General features: G+C 60.0%; 15 protein-coding genes and 1 pseudogene. 14 read left to right on the plus strand and 2 right to left on the minus strand.

What is annotated here, in order from left to right; all coding sequences use genetic code 11:
• Nucleotides 1-9: 9 nt before the first annotated feature.
• Genes ACFOOL_RS13885 through ACFOOL_RS13905 form a run of 5 tightly spaced genes read left to right on the plus strand, consistent with a single transcriptional unit; the run spans nt 10 to nt 4,906 of the window.
• Nucleotides 10-1,212 (plus strand): ABC transporter substrate-binding protein, encoded by a 1,203-nt coding sequence (locus ACFOOL_RS13885; RefSeq protein ID WP_380097805.1) that lies wholly within the window; start codon nt 10-12, stop codon nt 1,210-1,212.
• A gap of 55 nt (nt 1,213-1,267) precedes the next feature.
• Nucleotides 1,268-2,173 carry a carbohydrate ABC transporter permease gene (locus tag ACFOOL_RS13890; protein WP_380097807.1) on the plus strand — a complete coding sequence of 302 codons (906 nt, stop codon included), beginning with the start codon at nt 1,268-1,270 and terminating at the stop codon, nt 2,171-2,173.
• Nucleotides 2,173-3,009, plus strand: a complete 837-nt coding sequence (locus tag ACFOOL_RS13895; protein ID WP_380097809.1) for a carbohydrate ABC transporter permease — start codon at nt 2,173-2,175, stop codon at nt 3,007-3,009. The genes ACFOOL_RS13890 and ACFOOL_RS13895 overlap by 1 nt, the downstream gene beginning before the upstream one ends.
• A gap of 23 nt (nt 3,010-3,032) precedes the next feature.
• Entirely contained in the window at nt 3,033-3,917 is an 885-nt protein-coding gene (locus ACFOOL_RS13900; RefSeq protein WP_380097810.1) for a sugar phosphate isomerase/epimerase family protein, read from the plus strand.
• Nucleotides 3,917-4,906 carry a Gfo/Idh/MocA family protein gene (locus ACFOOL_RS13905; protein ID WP_380098014.1) on the plus strand — a complete coding sequence of 330 codons (990 nt, stop codon included), beginning with the start codon at nt 3,917-3,919 and terminating at the stop codon, nt 4,904-4,906. The genes ACFOOL_RS13900 and ACFOOL_RS13905 overlap by 1 nt, the downstream gene beginning before the upstream one ends.
• A gap of 175 nt (nt 4,907-5,081) precedes the next feature.
• Here the strand turns inward: ACFOOL_RS13905 and ACFOOL_RS13910 are convergent.
• A pseudogene (locus ACFOOL_RS13910) lies at nt 5,082-5,264 on the minus strand (integrase); the annotation flags it as partial.
• Between the two features lie 245 nt (nt 5,265-5,509).
• Between ACFOOL_RS13910 and ACFOOL_RS13915 the strand changes: the two are divergent.
• Nucleotides 5,510-5,869 (plus strand): hypothetical protein, encoded by a 360-nt coding sequence (locus ACFOOL_RS13915; RefSeq protein WP_380097811.1) that lies wholly within the window; start codon nt 5,510-5,512, stop codon nt 5,867-5,869.
• A gap of 52 nt (nt 5,870-5,921) precedes the next feature.
• Here the strand turns inward: ACFOOL_RS13915 and ACFOOL_RS13920 are convergent, their stop codons facing one another.
• On the minus strand, nt 5,922-6,962 hold the full coding sequence (locus tag ACFOOL_RS13920) for a LacI family DNA-binding transcriptional regulator (protein WP_380097813.1): 1,041 nt from the start codon (nt 6,960-6,962) through the stop codon (nt 5,922-5,924).
• A gap of 163 nt (nt 6,963-7,125) precedes the next feature.
• Here ACFOOL_RS13920 and ACFOOL_RS13925 point away from each other — a divergent pair, with 163 nt between their 5' ends.
• The 8 genes from ACFOOL_RS13925 to ACFOOL_RS13960 all read left to right on the plus strand — a co-directional run bounded on the left by ACFOOL_RS13925 (nt 7,126) and on the right by ACFOOL_RS13960 (nt 16,308).
• Nucleotides 7,126-8,160, plus strand: a complete 1,035-nt coding sequence (locus ACFOOL_RS13925; RefSeq protein ID WP_380097814.1) for a Gfo/Idh/MocA family protein — start codon at nt 7,126-7,128, stop codon at nt 8,158-8,160.
• Nucleotides 8,161-8,174: 14 nt separating this feature from the next.
• A complete protein-coding gene (locus tag ACFOOL_RS13930) occupies nt 8,175-9,071 on the plus strand; it encodes a sugar phosphate isomerase/epimerase family protein (protein WP_380097816.1) in 897 nt (298 codons plus the stop codon).
• Between the two features lie 75 nt (nt 9,072-9,146).
• A complete protein-coding gene (locus tag ACFOOL_RS13935) occupies nt 9,147-10,181 on the plus strand; it encodes a LacI family DNA-binding transcriptional regulator (RefSeq protein ID WP_380097818.1) in 1,035 nt (344 codons plus the stop codon).
• Between the two features lie 107 nt (nt 10,182-10,288).
• Nucleotides 10,289-11,524, plus strand: coding sequence for an ABC transporter substrate-binding protein (locus ACFOOL_RS13940; RefSeq protein WP_380097819.1), 1,236 nt, complete (start codon nt 10,289-10,291; stop codon nt 11,522-11,524).
• A gap of 67 nt (nt 11,525-11,591) precedes the next feature.
• Nucleotides 11,592-12,494 carry a carbohydrate ABC transporter permease gene (locus ACFOOL_RS13945; protein WP_380097820.1) on the plus strand — a complete coding sequence of 301 codons (903 nt, stop codon included), beginning with the start codon at nt 11,592-11,594 and terminating at the stop codon, nt 12,492-12,494.
• The gene (locus ACFOOL_RS13950; RefSeq protein ID WP_380097821.1) at nt 12,491-13,318 is read left to right on the plus strand and encodes a carbohydrate ABC transporter permease; all 828 of its coding nucleotides are present in this window, start codon (nt 12,491-12,493) and stop codon (nt 13,316-13,318) included. The genes ACFOOL_RS13945 and ACFOOL_RS13950 overlap by 4 nt, the downstream gene beginning before the upstream one ends.
• Nucleotides 13,315-14,370 carry an ABC transporter ATP-binding protein gene (locus ACFOOL_RS13955; RefSeq protein ID WP_380097822.1) on the plus strand — a complete coding sequence of 352 codons (1,056 nt, stop codon included), beginning with the start codon at nt 13,315-13,317 and terminating at the stop codon, nt 14,368-14,370. The genes ACFOOL_RS13950 and ACFOOL_RS13955 overlap by 4 nt, the downstream gene beginning before the upstream one ends.
• A gap of 9 nt (nt 14,371-14,379) precedes the next feature.
• Complete coding sequence (locus ACFOOL_RS13960; RefSeq protein WP_380097823.1) at nt 14,380-16,308, plus strand: glycoside hydrolase family 127 protein; 1,929 nt, start codon at nt 14,380-14,382, stop codon at nt 16,306-16,308.
• Nucleotides 16,309-16,407 lie beyond the last annotated feature (99 nt).

Consider the following 16,407-nt stretch of genomic DNA (forward strand, 5'->3'; position numbering starts at 1 on the left):
AGGAAAAACATGAAAGCGCTCAAGACTGCCCTATCCATCGCCATGCTGCTTGGCACGACAGCAATGGCTTCGGCCCAGGAGGTTCACTTCTGGTATCACTTTGACAATCCTGAAAATCCGATGGACGAGCTGATCGCCAAGTTCGAGGCGGAGAATCCCGGGATCACGGTGGAGGCCGAGAACATTCCCTGGAACAGCTATTTCGACAATATGTATACGGCGATCGCGGGCGGAAATGCCCCCGATGCCGCGCAGATCAGGTTGTTCGCGCAGCCCCGCCTGCTCGAAATGAATGCCCTCGAACCGCTCGATGGCTGGATCGAAAATTGGACCGGCAAGGCCGATCTGCTCGACAACCTGTTGACTATGACGGGGGCGCCGGACGGCAAGCAATATTTGCTGCCCGTGCAGTATGTCGTGCTGTATCTGTATTATCGAGCGGACCTGTTCGATGCTGCCGGGCTTGAGCCGCCCGCGACCTGCGCCGCCTTTATTGATGCCGCGCGGGCGCTAACCGCCGACACCAATGGCGATGGCCAGATCGACCAATATGGATTTGGTTTCCGGGGCGCTACGGGCGGACATGACGTGTGGGGGCCGTTCGTGCTGCCCGGCGCCTCGTTCGATAATCTGGCCACGCCCGAGACCATCGCCGCCAACCAGGTGATGATCGACATGTTCAAGGAAGGACTGTTTCCACCGTCCTCTCCCAATGACGGGTTCCAGGAAATCATCGGGGGCTTTCAGCAGGGCCTGACCGCCATGACCGTGCATCATATCGGTTCCGCCAATGCCATGGTGAACGCGCTGGGCGACAAGGTGTCCGCAACCGTTGTTCCCGAATGCAATGATGGCCGCTGGACGGCATTCGGTGATGACAACTTGGCGGTGCTGTCGTCAGCACGGGACAAGGAAGCTGCCTGGAAGTGGATTTCATTCCTATCCTCCAGCCAGAACAATGCGTTGTGGAATCAGGCGTCCGGCCAGTTGCCGATCACCAAGTCCGATACCGAGAGCTGGGACGGCCACGAACAGCGCTTCGTTCAAGCCACAGTTGACTCGCTGCCCTATGCCACATCGCTGCCGTCAGTTCCGGCCACGTCGGACTTCGTAGGCACCGCCTGGCCAACGGCCATGCAGCGCGCGCTGACGGGCCAGATCAGTTCTGAGCAGATGATGCAGGAATTGGCGCGGCTTTATGCGCAGAACTGAGTGAATGCAGGGGGGCACCAGCCCCCCTGTACCCTGTTCGAGAGAGGCTTTGACAATGGCGAGTGCGCCCATCACTCCCCCTGCAAACAGGACACGCTGGCAGATCCTGCCCTATGTGCTGGTATCGCCGACGGTCCTGATCATCCTGGTCATCATCTTCTGGCCCATGGCAGAGGCGATGTTTCTCAGCCTGCACGACTATGTGCTGTTCAGGCCCAACCAACTGACCTTTGTCGGGCTCGGCAATTTCATCGCCGCCATGCAGGATGAGGTATTCTGGATTTCGGTGGGCAATACCGCCTTGTGGATCGGCCTCACCGTGCCGCTGCAACTGCTGCTGGGGCTGACCACCGCCGTACTTCTCAACCGCGATTTCTTCTGGCGTCCTCTGGCCCGGGCGCTGATCATCATTCCATGGGCGCTGCCAAGCGTCGTGATCGCGCTGATGTGGCGCTGGATATACGATCCCAATTCGGGGGTACTCAACGACATCCTGTTTCGGCTCGGCCTGCTGCAAACCACCATTCCGTGGCTGTCCGATCCGAGCCTTGCGCTCCACGCCATTATCCTGACGATGACCTGGCAGGGCTTTCCTTTCTTTGCCGTCATGCTGCTTGCCGCCTTGCAGGCGGTGCCCAAGAGCCTCTACGAGGCGGCCGCTCTCGATGGCGCCACCAATTGGCAGCAATTCGTGCGCATCACGCTGCCTGCCATCGCACCGGTGATGGCGACGGCGGTGTTACTGCGGATCGTGTGGACGGCCAATTCGATCGACGTCATCTATGTGATGACCGGCGGCGGCCCCGGCTATGCCACCCATACGCTGCCGCTCTACGCCTTCATTAAGGCCCGCTCCAACCTCGACTTCGGCTATGGCTCGGCGCTGGCGCTGCTGTTTACCGCGATGCTGGCAGTGGCCGTCTATTTCTATATTCGACGTAACGCAAAGGCGATTGGCTGATGGTCAAGCACACGCCGCTGTGGCGCAAAATCGCTGGTACGCATGTGCCCATGCTGCTGATCGTGGCCTTCGCATTAGCGCCCTATGTCTGGATGTTCATGACCTCGGTGACGCCCGAGAGCCGCTTGCAGCAGGTCGGCGTCCAGATCGATCCGGGCGGCTGGACATTTGACAATTTCGTACGCCTGTTCGCCCGCACCAGCTTCCTGGGCAACATGGTCAACAGCCTCATCGTATCAGTGGGGACGGTGGCCGTGGCGCTGGCACTGAGCATCACCGCCGCCTATGCCTTCTCGCGTTTCAACTTTGCCGGCCGGCGACTACTGATGGCACAGTTCCTGATGGTGAACATGTTCCCCATCGTGCTGCTGATCCTGCCGCTGTTCATCCTGATGCGCCGGCTGGGGCTGCTCGATACGCATCTGGCGCTGGTTGTGGCCAATGCGACCATCGCCATCCCTTTTTCGGTCTGGATGCTGACCAGCTATATCAACGCCATTCCCAAGAGCATCGATGAGGCCGCCATGAGTGATGGCTGTACCAGGCTGGGTGCATTGTGGCGGGTGATCCTGCCGCTCTGCACGCCGGGCATCATCGCCACCGGCATCTACATTTTCATCACGTCGTGGAACGAATATATTTACGCGCTGACCCTTGGTGGCCGCAGTGTCAGGACCATTACCGTCGCCATCCAGACGCTTATCGGCGAATACCAGATCGAATGGGGATTGCTTACCGCCGGCGGCGTTGTCGGCGCGCTCCCTGCCACAGTGCTTTTCCTCATCATCCAGAAACGCCTGATCGGCGGGCTCACCCAGGGCGCCGTTAAGGGCTGAAGTCAACCTCCCAGAGAATTCCTATGCTGAATCCTATCGGACTGATATCGATGCAGGTCGCCCGGCCTTTCACCCCCGAGCACTTCGCGTGGTTCGCAAAGATCAAGGCCCTTGGCTATGATTTTATCGAACTGCTGGTCCCCGAACCCGAGGACCTCGACCTGGCTGAAACGCGCAAGGCAATCGAGGGCAGCGGACTGGGCGTGGTGCTGGCGGCGCGTGTCTCCATGCAGCGCAATATCACGAGCGATGACCCGGCGGCGCGCGCTACGGGGCTCGCATATCTCAAGAGCGCTGCTGCGGCCAGCGCGGCGCTCGGCGCCCGCATCCTGGGAGGGCCGCTCTATGGCAACCCGCTGGTCTTTGCCGGCCGGCCGCCAGCGCCGGTCAGCGAGGACCTGCGATTGCGGCGCATCGAATGGTGTGTCTCGGCCCTGCGGGAAGCTGGCGCGGCTGCGGCGGAGCATGGCGTAACGCTTGCGGTCGAGCCGCTCAACCGCTTCGAGACCGATTTTGTTTCGACCACCCGGCAGGGGATTGAGCTGATCGATCTCGTTGGGCATGCCAATGTCCGCCTGATGCTCGATACATTTCATATGCACATGGAAGACGCCTCCCTGGCTGAGGCGATCCAAGTGGCTGGCCCACGCATCGCACATTTCCAGGCCAATGAGAACCATCGCGGCTTTGTGGGCACCGGATCAACCGATTGGGTGGCCGTTGCGCGGGCGTTGCACGCGGCCGGATATGAAGGCCCGATCTCCCTCGAGCCGTTCCGGCGCGACGACCAGCGTATCGGTATTCCCGTCGCCCAATGGCGGCCGCCCCATGAGGACGAATCCCCCAAGCTGCGCGATAGCGCTGCACTGTTACGCGGCGTTCTGGCGATGGGAGCACACCGGCTATGATGAATATTGGATGGATCGGCTGCGGCACGCATGCCACCCAGATGCTGCTACCCCAATTGCTGCGCCAGGACGTCAGGCTTGCCGCGATCTGCGATGTCGACACGGGCAATCTGGCGCGGGCGGCGCGGCAGTTTGGGGTGACGACCGTCACCTCGGACTATCGCGACCTGTTGGCGCGAAAAGATATCGACGCCATCGGCATGGCCATCGGCCCCGCCGCGCATCTTGAAATCGGTCTGGCAGCGCTGGCGCGCGGCCTACCGGTCTTTATGGAAAAGCCACCGGGCGCAAATGCTGCGGATGCCGAGAAACTGCTGGCGGCAAGCGAGGCGGCAAAAAAGCCGCTTATCGTCGGCTTCATGAAGCGCTATTCAATCGGCAACCGCATCGCCCGGAATGTCATCGCCGGAGGCCAGTTCGGAAGGGTGCTCGGGCTTTACGGGTCCTACATGACGGCGCCCGGCTATTTCAAAGGCTCGGTCGACTATAGCGGATTTTTCCTTCACCATTGCGTGCATTACATGGACCTGCCAGCCTTCTTTGCCGGCCCCATCCGCTCGCTTGAAGCCCGTGAGGTAGAAAACGGCGCCGGGCGACTGCTCATACATGTTGCACTCGGCTTTGAAAGCGGCGCGCTGGGCACGATCGTGATGGGCACGGTGCAATCGCGCGGCACCCCGATGGAATTCATCCAGATCATGGGCGATCACACGCGGCTCGAAGTCGACAATGTAATGAAGGTCACCTTTTTCCGCGATCCGCCCTTCAAGGTGCAGGACAAGGACGCAACTCTGGATCCCGAAGTCGACGCGCTGACCTGGACACCCAACCTAACGGCGGCAGCCAACGAGGATTACAAGGGTTATGACACTCTGCTCGCCGAAACGGTCCGCGCCTTTCGGGGGGAAGCTTCAAGCGCGCCGGATATCGTGGACGGCGTGACGGCGATGCGCCTTCTCGAACAGCTCAGAAGCCAGTTGGGCCGATAATCCCGGCTGCCACGAGTCGTTGATACCATCAATGCCGGCGAAAAAGCCTGATGAAGCGGGCCGGGAGCGTCAATTGCGTGGGATGTGCATCGGCGAGGGGTTTGGACGCCGATCGGCACGATAAATCTTTGAAATTCCAATCATCGGCGGGGTCATACAAGGGTGCCGAATAACATCGAAGCTTGCCGTCTATCGCAAGATCAAAAAGTGCTCGGTCTCTCATCCTTCCTTCTCGGTCAAGGAAGAAGCGGATTGACCAAATTTGCCTGATCTTCAATGCGCGTTTGGCGCCAACCTGTCTGCCAGCGTTCCACGCAGGTCTCCCCGCCGCAGCAGGGTCATACTGTGAGATACCCATTACATTTCTCCTTCGGCCAAAGCGGCCGTGGAAGGAACGATTATGGCAACTTAATCTGCGGCAGGTGCCGACGTCATTTCGGTCGTAGTGGCCGTGCTGGCGGGTTCCCTAAAGCTGCCGTTCATTCAGACGAACTGTTGCTGTCGAGGTAAAGACCGCCTGCGGGCGTGGTATCATGAAGACCTCAGCCTGACCGCTAGCCAGCCAAACGTCTCCCGGGTACAAATGTCTCGGGGGGTTATTCAATGACCGAAGTCGTTTGTACCGGTATCGCGTGGCTTGGCCTGTGCAACTATGATCCCGCGTCTCCGTCCCCCAATTACTTCACGCTCGGTAACGCGGTAACGGCGCTCGCTTTCACGTTGACTGTTCAGAACTTCCTGAAGCCCATCTACATCTTTCGCCTGGCGATCCGCCACGTGACTATCTGGCGGCTCTATGTCTTGGTGTTCGCTGGCGCCTTCTGCTGCGTGATTGCCGCCTTGGTGCCACGCATGCAATTTCTCCACGGCTTCCCGATCGGCACGGCCCTGAGAAAGGGGCACTTTCCGACAGTTGCGAGGCCGATCGAGTGTCAGGTGGCGCCGTATTCACTACGCCTATAATTCTATGGGTCGCGACGATGCTCTTGTGAGATTGCGACCCTCTTGACGCCGCTTAGGCGCCCCCGCGGTTCCTGTCACTTTGGCCCTCAAACAGTTCGAGTGGAACGACCCTGCGGACGGTGCCGAGCGGATATTGTTGCTCATAGCCGGGCATGGTCGCCAAGAGTGATTCCGCCAGTGCGATACCGAGTTCTCGCAGAGACAAGGTGAAGCAGGTGAGTTTAGGAACTAGGAAATGCGCCTGCGGGCTATCGCGGCCAATGACCGCGATGGCCTGGCCCGGCGGTAGACCAACTTCATAAAGGCCATTGTAGAGGCCGAGTGACAGGGCTTCGTTGGCCAGCAGGAAGCTGGTTGGTCGCCGCTCCTTCGGCATTGCTGCGATCGCATGGGCAATGGCATGACCGCCACGCTCGTTGGGATAGCCGCGAAATACGAGGTCAGGGTCGAAGTCAATACCATGCCGGTTCAGTACGTCGCGATAGGCACTTATGAGTATGAAGCCGAGATTGGCGTCGTCGAGCGGAGCAAAGATGCCAATGCGGCGGTGACCTTTCTCGACCAATCGGGTGATACCCGTTTCGGCCATGCCCTCGAAGTCGAGGTCAAGCCAGGGGTGGCCGGCGTCGGTCTCGGAACGGCCCAGTGCGATAAACGGAATTTTCCGATTGGCGAGGAAATCGATCCGGTGGTCTTCGCGTTTAGTGGCAGAAATGATCAGTGCATCGGCAAAGCCGCGGGCCACCACCCGCTGAAGATAGGCGTCCGGATCTTCCTGGGATGAGCAGAGCAAGGCGACAAGGTCGAGCTGATGCCGAGCAAAGACGGTCTGAACGCCGTCGAAGACGCTCATGAAGAACATGTCGCCCTCGCCAGTGATTTCAGAACCAGTCTGCATCATGAAGCCGACCACGCCCGTCGAGCCTTTGCGCAAGGCCCGGCCCGCCTGATTGGGCACATAACCCATCGCGTCGGCGGCATCTGAAACGCGCTTGCGTGTCTCCTCGTTGACGTCCGGCTTACCGTTGAGCGCCCGCGAGACCGTGCCGATCGAGAGGTTCAACCGCTGCGCCAAGTCCCTGATGCCGACCATTTTTATTCTTCCCTTCTACGGCGGCAAGCTGCATCCGAAAACGTTTACGAAATTCTATTGACAGCAGCAAGGCCGTAAATATAGCGTCGTAAACGTTTACGGGACTGACTGCCCAAGGTCGCAAAAGACGGCAGGGGGGCGCAAAGTCCAGTGGGAGGAAATCTTGGTCTATTCTGCGGTTCTCGCCGGATGCGGAGCCATGTCCAAGGGCTGGCTGTCGGCGCTTTGCGAGCATCCGCTGCTCAAGGGGCGCGTGAACATCGTCGGGCTGGTCGATCTGGATCGGGCCAAGGTTGAGGCACGCGCTGCCGAATTCGGCCTTCAGGGTGCACTCATCGGCACAGTCCTGGATGCCGTCCTCTCCCAAACAAAGCCCGACCTTCTCTTCGATGTTGTGGTGCCAGCGGCTCGCGCCGACCTGGTCGAAACCGGGCTGCGCTATGGTTGCCACGTGCTGACCGAAAAGCCCATGGCCACCACTCTTGCAGCCGCTAAGGCGATGGTTGCTCATGCCAAGGCCGCCGGAAGAGTGCATGCCGTGGTGCAGAACCGCCGCTTCATTTCCGGCATCCGACGTATTCGTCGTCTTATAGAAAGCGGCGCGCTAGGTGAAATCACCAGCCTCAATTGCGACTTTTTCATCGGTGCGCATTTTGGCGGCTTCCGCGAAGATATGGACAATGTCCTGCTGCTCGACATGGCCATCCACACGCTTGATGCCGCCCGCTTCCTGGCCGGCAAGGCGCCGCGCGCCGTCTATTGCCTCGAAACCAATCCGCGCGGCTCCTGGTATCGCCATGGGGCCGCGGCCAACGCGATCTTTGAATTCGAGGATGATATTGTCTTCAACTATCGCGGCTCCTGGGCTGCCGAAGGCGCCAATACCAGTTGGGAAAGTGTCTGGCGCATCATCGGCACCAACGGCACGCTGATCTGGGACGGCGAGGATCGTTTCGAGGCGCGTGTGGTTGCAGGCGAGACCGGCTTCTTCCGCGATCTCAAGGACATTGAGGTCCCTTCACCGGCCGATGAAGACCAGACCCATGGTCATGCCAGCGTCATCGCGGAATTCCTGTCGGCCATCGAATCCGGGCGCGCGCCGGAAACGGCCGGCAGCGACAATATCAACAGCCTCGCCATGGTTCTTGCCGCAATAGAAAGCGCCCGGACCGGCCAGCGCGTCACCATTTCAGTTTGAGGACTTTTTCCAAGATGAGCGATCCGGCCAAATTCATTCGCATCGGCACGATGATTTCGGCCTCCGCAGGCAGGGCTGCCGAGCGCATCGGCGAAATCGCCGACGCTGGGTTTGAAAGCTTCGAGCCCTTCTTCTGGCAGACCACCAATGGTCAGGACATTGCCGAACTGGGCAAGCGCTGTCTGGACGCCATCGGCGACCGCGATATCACCATCTCGACCCTCGGCATGTTCGGCAATCCGCTCGAAGACCAGGAAATTGATCGCCAGACCCTGCAGGGCTGGAAAGATTGCATCGACAATGCCCATCATTTCGGCGCGACTTGCGTGGCAGGCTTTACCGGCCGCATTCGCAACAGACCGCTGCCCGAAAGCCTGCCGCAATACAAAAAGGTCTGGTCGGAACTGGCCAAGCGCGCTGCCGACAAGGGTGTCAAAATCGCCTTCGAGAACTGCGCCATGGATGGCAATTGGCAGACTGGCGACTGGAATATCGCTCACAATCCCGATGCCTGGGAGCTGATGTTCAACGAGACGCCGGACGACAATATCGGGCTTGAATGGGAGCCCTGCCACCAGATGGTCTACCTCATCGACCCACTGCCGCAGATCCGCAAATGGGCACACAAGTTCTTTCACGTGCACGGCAAGGATGCGACCATCCGCTGGGACGTGATCAAGGAACACGGCATTTTCGGCAAGGAGAAGTTTGTGTTCATGCGGACGCCCGGTTTCGGCGACAGCAATTGGACCGACATCATCTCCGAACTTCGCCTCGGGGGCTGGTCCGGCTCAATCGACATCGAGGGCTGGCACGATCCTGTCTATCGCGATGCACTAGAGATGACCGGGCAGATGCATGCTCTGAACCACCTCAAGGCGGCCCGCGGCGGCACCTACGTGAATATATAAGTATGACTATTGACCGTGATTGAGAAACCGTTTTATCAAGGGTGAGAAAAGGGTTTACCAGTGAGGTACACTGACTTGGCCAAGGCAGAGCGCATTCGCATCTACGATGTCGCCCGCGTCGCTGGCGTCAGCGTGGCCACGGCTTCGAAAGCGCTCAACGATACCGGACGAATGACCGAGGCGACGCGCCTGCGGGTCAAGCAGACAGCGGCGGCGCTGGGTTTCCGCCCCAATGCGATGGCGCGGGCGCTGACCCAGAACCGCAGCTTCACTGTGGGCCTCCTGACCGACGACACCTATGGCCGCTTCACCCTGCCGGTCATGGCAGGCATCAACGAGGCCCTGGTGGATCAGGGCGTTTCGGTCTTCCTTTGTGGCATTGAAGACGACGCGGCGCTTGGGGAGGTGCATGTCAATGCCATGCTTGACAAGCAAGTGGACGGGATCATCGCCACGGGCAAGCGCATCGACCGCCGCCTGCCCATTGACCTTTCGGGCCTCCCGGTGCCTGTGGTCTATGCCTTCACCCAGGGCCCCGAAGACGCAGTCACTCTCGTCTCCGACGACGCGCAGGGCGCGCGCGAGGCTACGCAGCATCTGGCCGCCATCGGACGACGCCGGCTTGTCCATGTCACCGGCCCGGAGAGCTTTGCCTCGGTAAGAACGCGTGCGGACGCATTCCACGCCGTCGCGGGGTCCGCAACCCCGGTGTTCCACGGTCCCTGGTCCGAAGCATGGGGGCATGAGGCCGTCACCCGGCTCTGGGGCGCTCCAAACCCTCCAGATGGTATTTTTTGCGGCAATGACCAGATCGCGCGCGGGGTCATCGATGCGCTGCGCGAGCGCGGCGTGTCGGTGCCGGGCGCCGTATCGGTCATCGGCTTCGACAATTGGGAAATTGTCGCCGCGGCAACGCGACCGCCGCTTACCACCATTGACATGAATCTCAAGGAACTCGGCCGCGAAGCCGGACGCCTGATCCTGGATCTTGCCGAAGGCAAGCCAGTCGAGCCGGGCATCCGCACGCTGCCGTGCAAGCTCGTGGTGCGCCAATCCTGTGGGGGTGCAGTGCCCGTCGCAGGCAAGCTGGAGGTGCAGCAGGAGACCTGAGGAGTGCTGCTACAGGCATTGGCGTGCCCGTAGCAGCGAGGAAATAGCCGCAAGGGAAGAGGAAACCCAAGCGGCGCAGCGCGGCCGAGGCCGCAAGGGAGGATATAATGCAGTTCACCAAGCACGGTCTATTGGCCGGTCTCGCTTTTGGCACATTGGTCGCAGCCACAACGGTACAGGCACAGGAAGACGTCACAATCACCGTCTGGTCGATTGACGGTGCCAATCAGGTTGGCCCGTCCGATACGTTCTCGGCCGAGTTCGACGCGATGGACAACGGAATTAAGGTTGACTACCGGATCCTGCAGTTTGACGAGATCGTCAACGAGACGCTCCGCGCCTATGCGACTGGCAATGCCCCGGACATTGTCAGCCTGGACAATCCGGATTTCGCGCTCTTCTCGTCTCGCGGCGCTTTCCTCGACATCACCGACATGGCCGCCAACAGCGACATCATCAATCCTGACGTCTATTTCGAAGGTCCGCTCAATTCGGTGAGCTGGGATGGACGCCTCTATGGCGTGGGCAAATATACCGACACGATCGGCGTGTTCTACAACAAGGACATGTTTGCAGCCGCCGGCATTGAGAACCCGCCACAAACCTGGGCTGAGTTCGAGGAATATGCTCGCAAGCTCTCCAATCCCGACACAGGCGTGTACGGCGCGACACTGTCCGCGCGTGGCAATGAGGAAGGCACGTTCCAGTTCCTACCCGTCATCCAGATGTCCGGCGGCGGCTATGAAAACGTCAACACCGAAGGTGCCCGCAATTGGCTCTCCATGGTCAAGGGCATGATCGACGACGGCGTACTGAGCCAGGACGTGCTCTCGCTCGGACAGTGGGATTCTACCGGCACGTTCAACTCGGGCAATGCTGCCATGGCCATTTCCGGCCCGTGGGAAATCGACCGCATGGTCGAAGACGCTGATTTTGATTGGGGCGTGACCCTCCTGCCGACCTTCGGCGAGGGCGATGCGCGCTCTTCGGCTCTCGGTGGCTTCAACCTGGGCATAATGTCGACAACCAAGCATCCCGAAGAGGCCTTCAAGGTGCTTGAATATTTTGTCAGCCAGGATGACCGACTGTTCCCGGAATTCGGCTACTTGCCGACCCGCGGAGACGTCGAGCTCCCGGCCTTGGGCATTGCCAAGAAGGATGCCGCCCTCGCGGTGTTCCAGGAGCAGCTTAAATACGCCCAGCCGCGCGGTCCGCACCCGGAATGGCAGAAAATCTCCAAGGCCATCTATGATGCCGAGCAGGCAGCACTCACCGGTCAGATGACGCCGGATCAGGCGCTGAGCCAGGCTCAGGCAAGCATCGACACGATCATCAAGAAGTAATCCTCCCGGACTGACCGGCCGGGGTGCGCTCCGGCCGGCATCTTCTTCAATTGCGCTGGAGGGTCCGGTGACACGATTTTTCAACACCCTGCGCGACGGGGTGGGCTTCGATATTCTGCTTGTCGGCGCGGCCTTGCTCTTTTTGCTCGCTCTTGCAGGCGCCCCGCTTGTCTATAATGTGCTGATGAGCTTCCAGCAGGTGGACATGTTCACTCTGGGTGTTTTGTTCCGGCCCTTTGTCGGCTTCGACAATTATGTAGCCGTGGTGCAGCAGTCAGAATTCTGGCTGGTCACGCGCAACACCTTGATTTTCGTATTTGGCTCCATGAGTGGCCAATTCGTTCTTGGTTTCGCCCTTGCCCTGTTCTTCGCCCAGAATTTCCCGGGCGCAGCCACCATTCGTGGCCTCTTCCTCGTGTCCTGGGTCATGCCAGGTCTGGTCGTCGGCGCCATCTGGAGTTGGATCCTGGCCGGTGACTTTGGCGTGCTCAATGTCATCCTCAAAAATCTGGGCATCATCCAGTCCAACATATTCTGGAAATCGGACCCGAACTTTTCTATCTGGGCCGTGATCATCGCCAATATCTGGCTGGGTCTGGCCTTCAACATGTTGCTGCTCTCGGTGGGACTGGCGGCTATTCCACGTGACCTCTACGAGGCCGCCGAGCTTGATGGCGCCAATGCCTTCCAACGATTCTGGACGATCACCCTGCCGATGATGCGCTCCACCATTGGCGCGGTTTTATCGCTCGGCCTCATCGGCACCTTGCAGCAATTCGACCTGTTCCCGGCCCTGACCGAGGGCGGTCCGGCCAACACATCCAACGTCGCCGGGTTCTGGTCCTGGCAATTGAGCTTCCAGCTCTACGATTTCGCCAAGGGGGCCACCGTGTCTGTAATGATGTTCCTGCTGGTCCTGTTCGCATCCGTCATTTACGTGCGCTCGACGCGCCATGAGGTGCGCGGATGACCCGGACATACACACCATGGTTCCTGCTGGTCGTCGCCCTGGCGCTGGCCGCAATCTACCTCTTCCCGCTCTATTGGATGTATGTGACCAGCCTAAAGACCGGCTCAGAAATCTTCGCTAATCCGCCCACTTTCTGGCCCAATTCGCCCAATCCCGACATCTATCCGGAAACCTGGTCACGGCGGACCATGCCGGTCTTCCTGCTTAATTCTGTAATTATTGCCGGCGGCATTACTGCCATCACCGTTATCCTGGGCACAGGTTGCGCCTATGTGCTGGCGCGCTATCGCAATGTGTGGATCGATATTGGCCTGTTCTGCGTGCTGATGCTTCAGGTTTTGCCGGCTTCGGTCATGGTCACGCCGCTCTTCGTCGGCTTCAACCAGATCGGGCTGCTTAACTTCCCGCGCACGGCCGTCGTTCTGGCCGCCGCCGCCAAGGCCATGCCCTTCTTCGTAGTTCTGGTCCGCGCCACGTTTATGAGCGTGCCGCGCGAGCTTGAGGAAGCGGCCCTGGTTGACGGCAATTCGCGGGTCGGGGCGTTCTTCTCCATCGTCCTGCCGCTGGCGCGCAATGGCATTCTCGTCTGCGCCATCCTCACCTTCATGAGTGCGTTCGGCGAATACATCTATTCCAAGTCGATCATCCAGAGTCCGGCCCTGCAGCCTGCCAGCGTTGGCCTCAGCGGTTTCCTCGGACCCAATTCGACCGACTGGAGTTCGATCATGGCCTATTCGGCAATCTATGTGACGCCGATCCTTCTCGTCTTCGTCATCCTGCAGCGCCGCATCGTGTCCGGCCTTACCTCGGGAGCCCTGAAATGACCGCACAGATCGGGCTGGTCGATATCGACAAGCATTATGGGAGCTTCCACGCGCTCAAGAATGTCTCCCTGGCCATCGAAAAGGGGAGCTTTGTCGCCCTGGTCGGACCATCTGGTTGCGGCAAGTCCACTCTCCTGCGCTCCATTGCCGGGCTGGAGACCATTACCTCGGGCCGCATCACCATTGCGGGCAAGGAAATGACGGGCGTGCCACCGCGCCACCGTGACATTGCCATGGTATTCCAGTCCTATGCGCTCTATCCGCATATGACCGTCGAGGAAAACCTTACCTATTCGCTGCGTCTGCATGGTGCGAGCAAGGCCGAGGCAAAGCGCAAGGCGGCAGAAGTGGCCGCCACGACGGGACTTTCGGAGCTTCTGACGCGCTATCCGCGTCAGCTCTCGGGGGGGCAGCGTCAACGCGTCGCCATGGGTCGGGCGATCATCCGCAATCCCAAGGCGTTTCTGTTTGACGAACCCCTGTCCAATCTCGACGCGGCCCTGCGGGTGCAGATGCGCAAGGAAATCCGTGCCCTGCACGATCGGCTTGGCGCCACCTCGGTCTATGTCACCCATGACCAGATCGAAGCCATGACCATGGCCGACTGGGTGGTGGTGATGCGCGCCGGGATCATCGAACAGCAGGGGCGGCCGCTCGATCTTTATGACAAGCCGGTCAACCGCTTCGTTGCCGGTTTCATCGGGTCACCCGCTATGAATTTCCTGCCCGGCCGCATTGCCGATAGCGGCGATGCGGTCGTTCTGGAAAGCGGCGGAACCTTGCCCCTTGCGCGTAAGGCGGAGCCGAGAAAGTCCGTGACAGCCGGCATCCGTCCCGAACATCTGGCGGCCCGGGAAGAGGGCGCCACATTCCATCTTGAGGTCGGCGTGGTCGAATCCACCGGATCGGCAACCTACCTCACCTCCCGCGACGGCAATCTGCAGTTGGTGCAGTCCGAGCGAACCCTGTTCAACGGGGGTGATCGTGTCGGCCTCAGCATCGACCCCGCCCGCGTCCATCTCTTCGATCCCGAAACCGGCATCGCACTCTAAGGCACACCCATGTCCCGTTATGCTCCCGTTCCCTTTCCACAGGTCAAGCTCGAAGGCCAGTTCTGGCACGAGCGGCTCGATACCGTTCTCGACCGGACTGTTCCCAGCCAGCACAGGAAGCTCGCCGAAGTCGGCATTCTCGACTCCCTCAAACTCCCCAATCCACCGCCTCCGCTACGCTTTCCCCGCCACTCAAACGGCTTTACCGTCCAGGTGTTCTGGGACAGCGACGTCGGCAAGTGGATCGAGGCCGCCAGCTACGCCCTCGCCCACCGCCGCGACGCCGAAATCGAGGCCAAGATCGAGGCTGCCATCGATGATCTGGAAAAGGCCCAGGCGCCGGATGGCTATCTCAATTGCTGGTATCTGGGTCGCGAGCCCGACAAGCGCTGGACCAATCTGCGCGATAACCACGAAATGTATAATGCCGGGCATCTGCTCGAAGGGGCCGTGGCCTATTTCCAGGTCACCGGGCGTCGGCGCTTCCTTGATGTGATGGAGCGCTATCTCGACCATATCTATGCCACTTTCGGCACCGGTCCCGGCCAGCGCCGCGGTTATGACGGCCACGAGGAAATCGAGCTGGCGCTGATGAAGCTCTACTACCTGACCGGTGAGCGCAAACATCTCGATTTCGCGACCTACATGATCAACGAGCGCGGGAACCAGAAGCCGCACTATTTCGACATTGAGCGCGAGCAGCGCGAAGGCAGCGGCGACAAGCGTCAGCCTTATGTCTTTCCGAATTACGAATATTCGCAGTCACACAAGCCGGTGCGTGAGCAAGACAAGGTGGTCGGCCATGCCGTGCGCGCCATGTATCTGTATACCGCCATGGCGGATCTGGCCGCCGAGCTCGAGGATGAGAGTCTCAAGCGTGCCTGCGAGGTCCTCTGGGACGACGTCATGGAAACCAAGATGTATGTGACCGCAGGTCTCGGCCCCTCGGCGCATAATGAAGGTTTTACCCACGACTTCGACCTGCCCAACCAGACGGCCTATGCCGAAACCTGCGCGTCGGTGGCGTTAATCTTCTGGGCGCAACGCATGCTGCATCTCGATCTCGACGGCAAATATGGCGACATTCTTGAACTCGCCATGTTCAACGGCGCGCTTTCGGGTCTCAGCCGCGATGGCGAGCATTATTTCTACGCCAATCCGCTGGAAAGCGACGGCACGCCGACCCGTTGGGAATGGCATACTTGCCCCTGCTGCACCATGAACGTGTCGCGTCTGGTTGCGTCCGTGGGGCAGTATTTCCTTTCGACTGCACCCAATGGTGTCGCGTTCCACCTTTATGGTGGCATTGCTTCGGACGTTGAAATTGCCGGAACCCGGGTCAGTCTGCGCGAAGTGTCGACCTATCCATGGTCCGGCGACATCGCAATCCATATCGATCCGGAAACGCCCGCCGCGTTCGACGTTAAACTGCGCATTCCGACCTGGTGCAAGAGCGCCAAGGTCGCGGTCAACGACCAGGCTGTCAATGCCGCGGCAACCGAAAACGGTTATCTGACCATCCACCGGACCTGGCAGAAGGACGACAAGATCACCCTTGATCTGCCTATGCCGCCCGAGCGCCTTTACGCCCATCCGGGCGTCATCATGGATGCCGGCCGCGTCGCGCTCAAGCGAGGGCCGCTGGTCTATTGCGTTGAGGAAGTCGACAATCCCGGTGGCCGGGTGCAGCGCCTGAAACTTCCGCGCTCATCTCAGCTGCGGGCCGAAAACCGTCCGGATCTGTTTGACGGCATTGTCACCCTCAAGGCCGCCGCGACCGCAATCGACGAGAGTGAATTTGCTCAACTCTATCGAACTGCCCCGCCCAGGGAAACGGACTCGACGCTAACCGCCATACCTTACTTCCTATGGGCCAACCGCGAACGGGGCTCGATGGTGGTCTGGATTCCAGAAGGACAGAGTGCCCCCCAAACGTAACATGTGCGGCCGCCGAAATGTGGCGCTGAGTGCACCATTTACCGCGCGCGTCTGCAATACTGGCCGTTCCCTCGAAACCCGCCAGTCCGTTCCCCCCCC

The organism is Devosia honganensis (assembly GCF_042648785.1).
Taxonomy (GTDB): Bacteria; Pseudomonadota; Alphaproteobacteria; order Rhizobiales; family Devosiaceae; genus Devosia; species Devosia honganensis.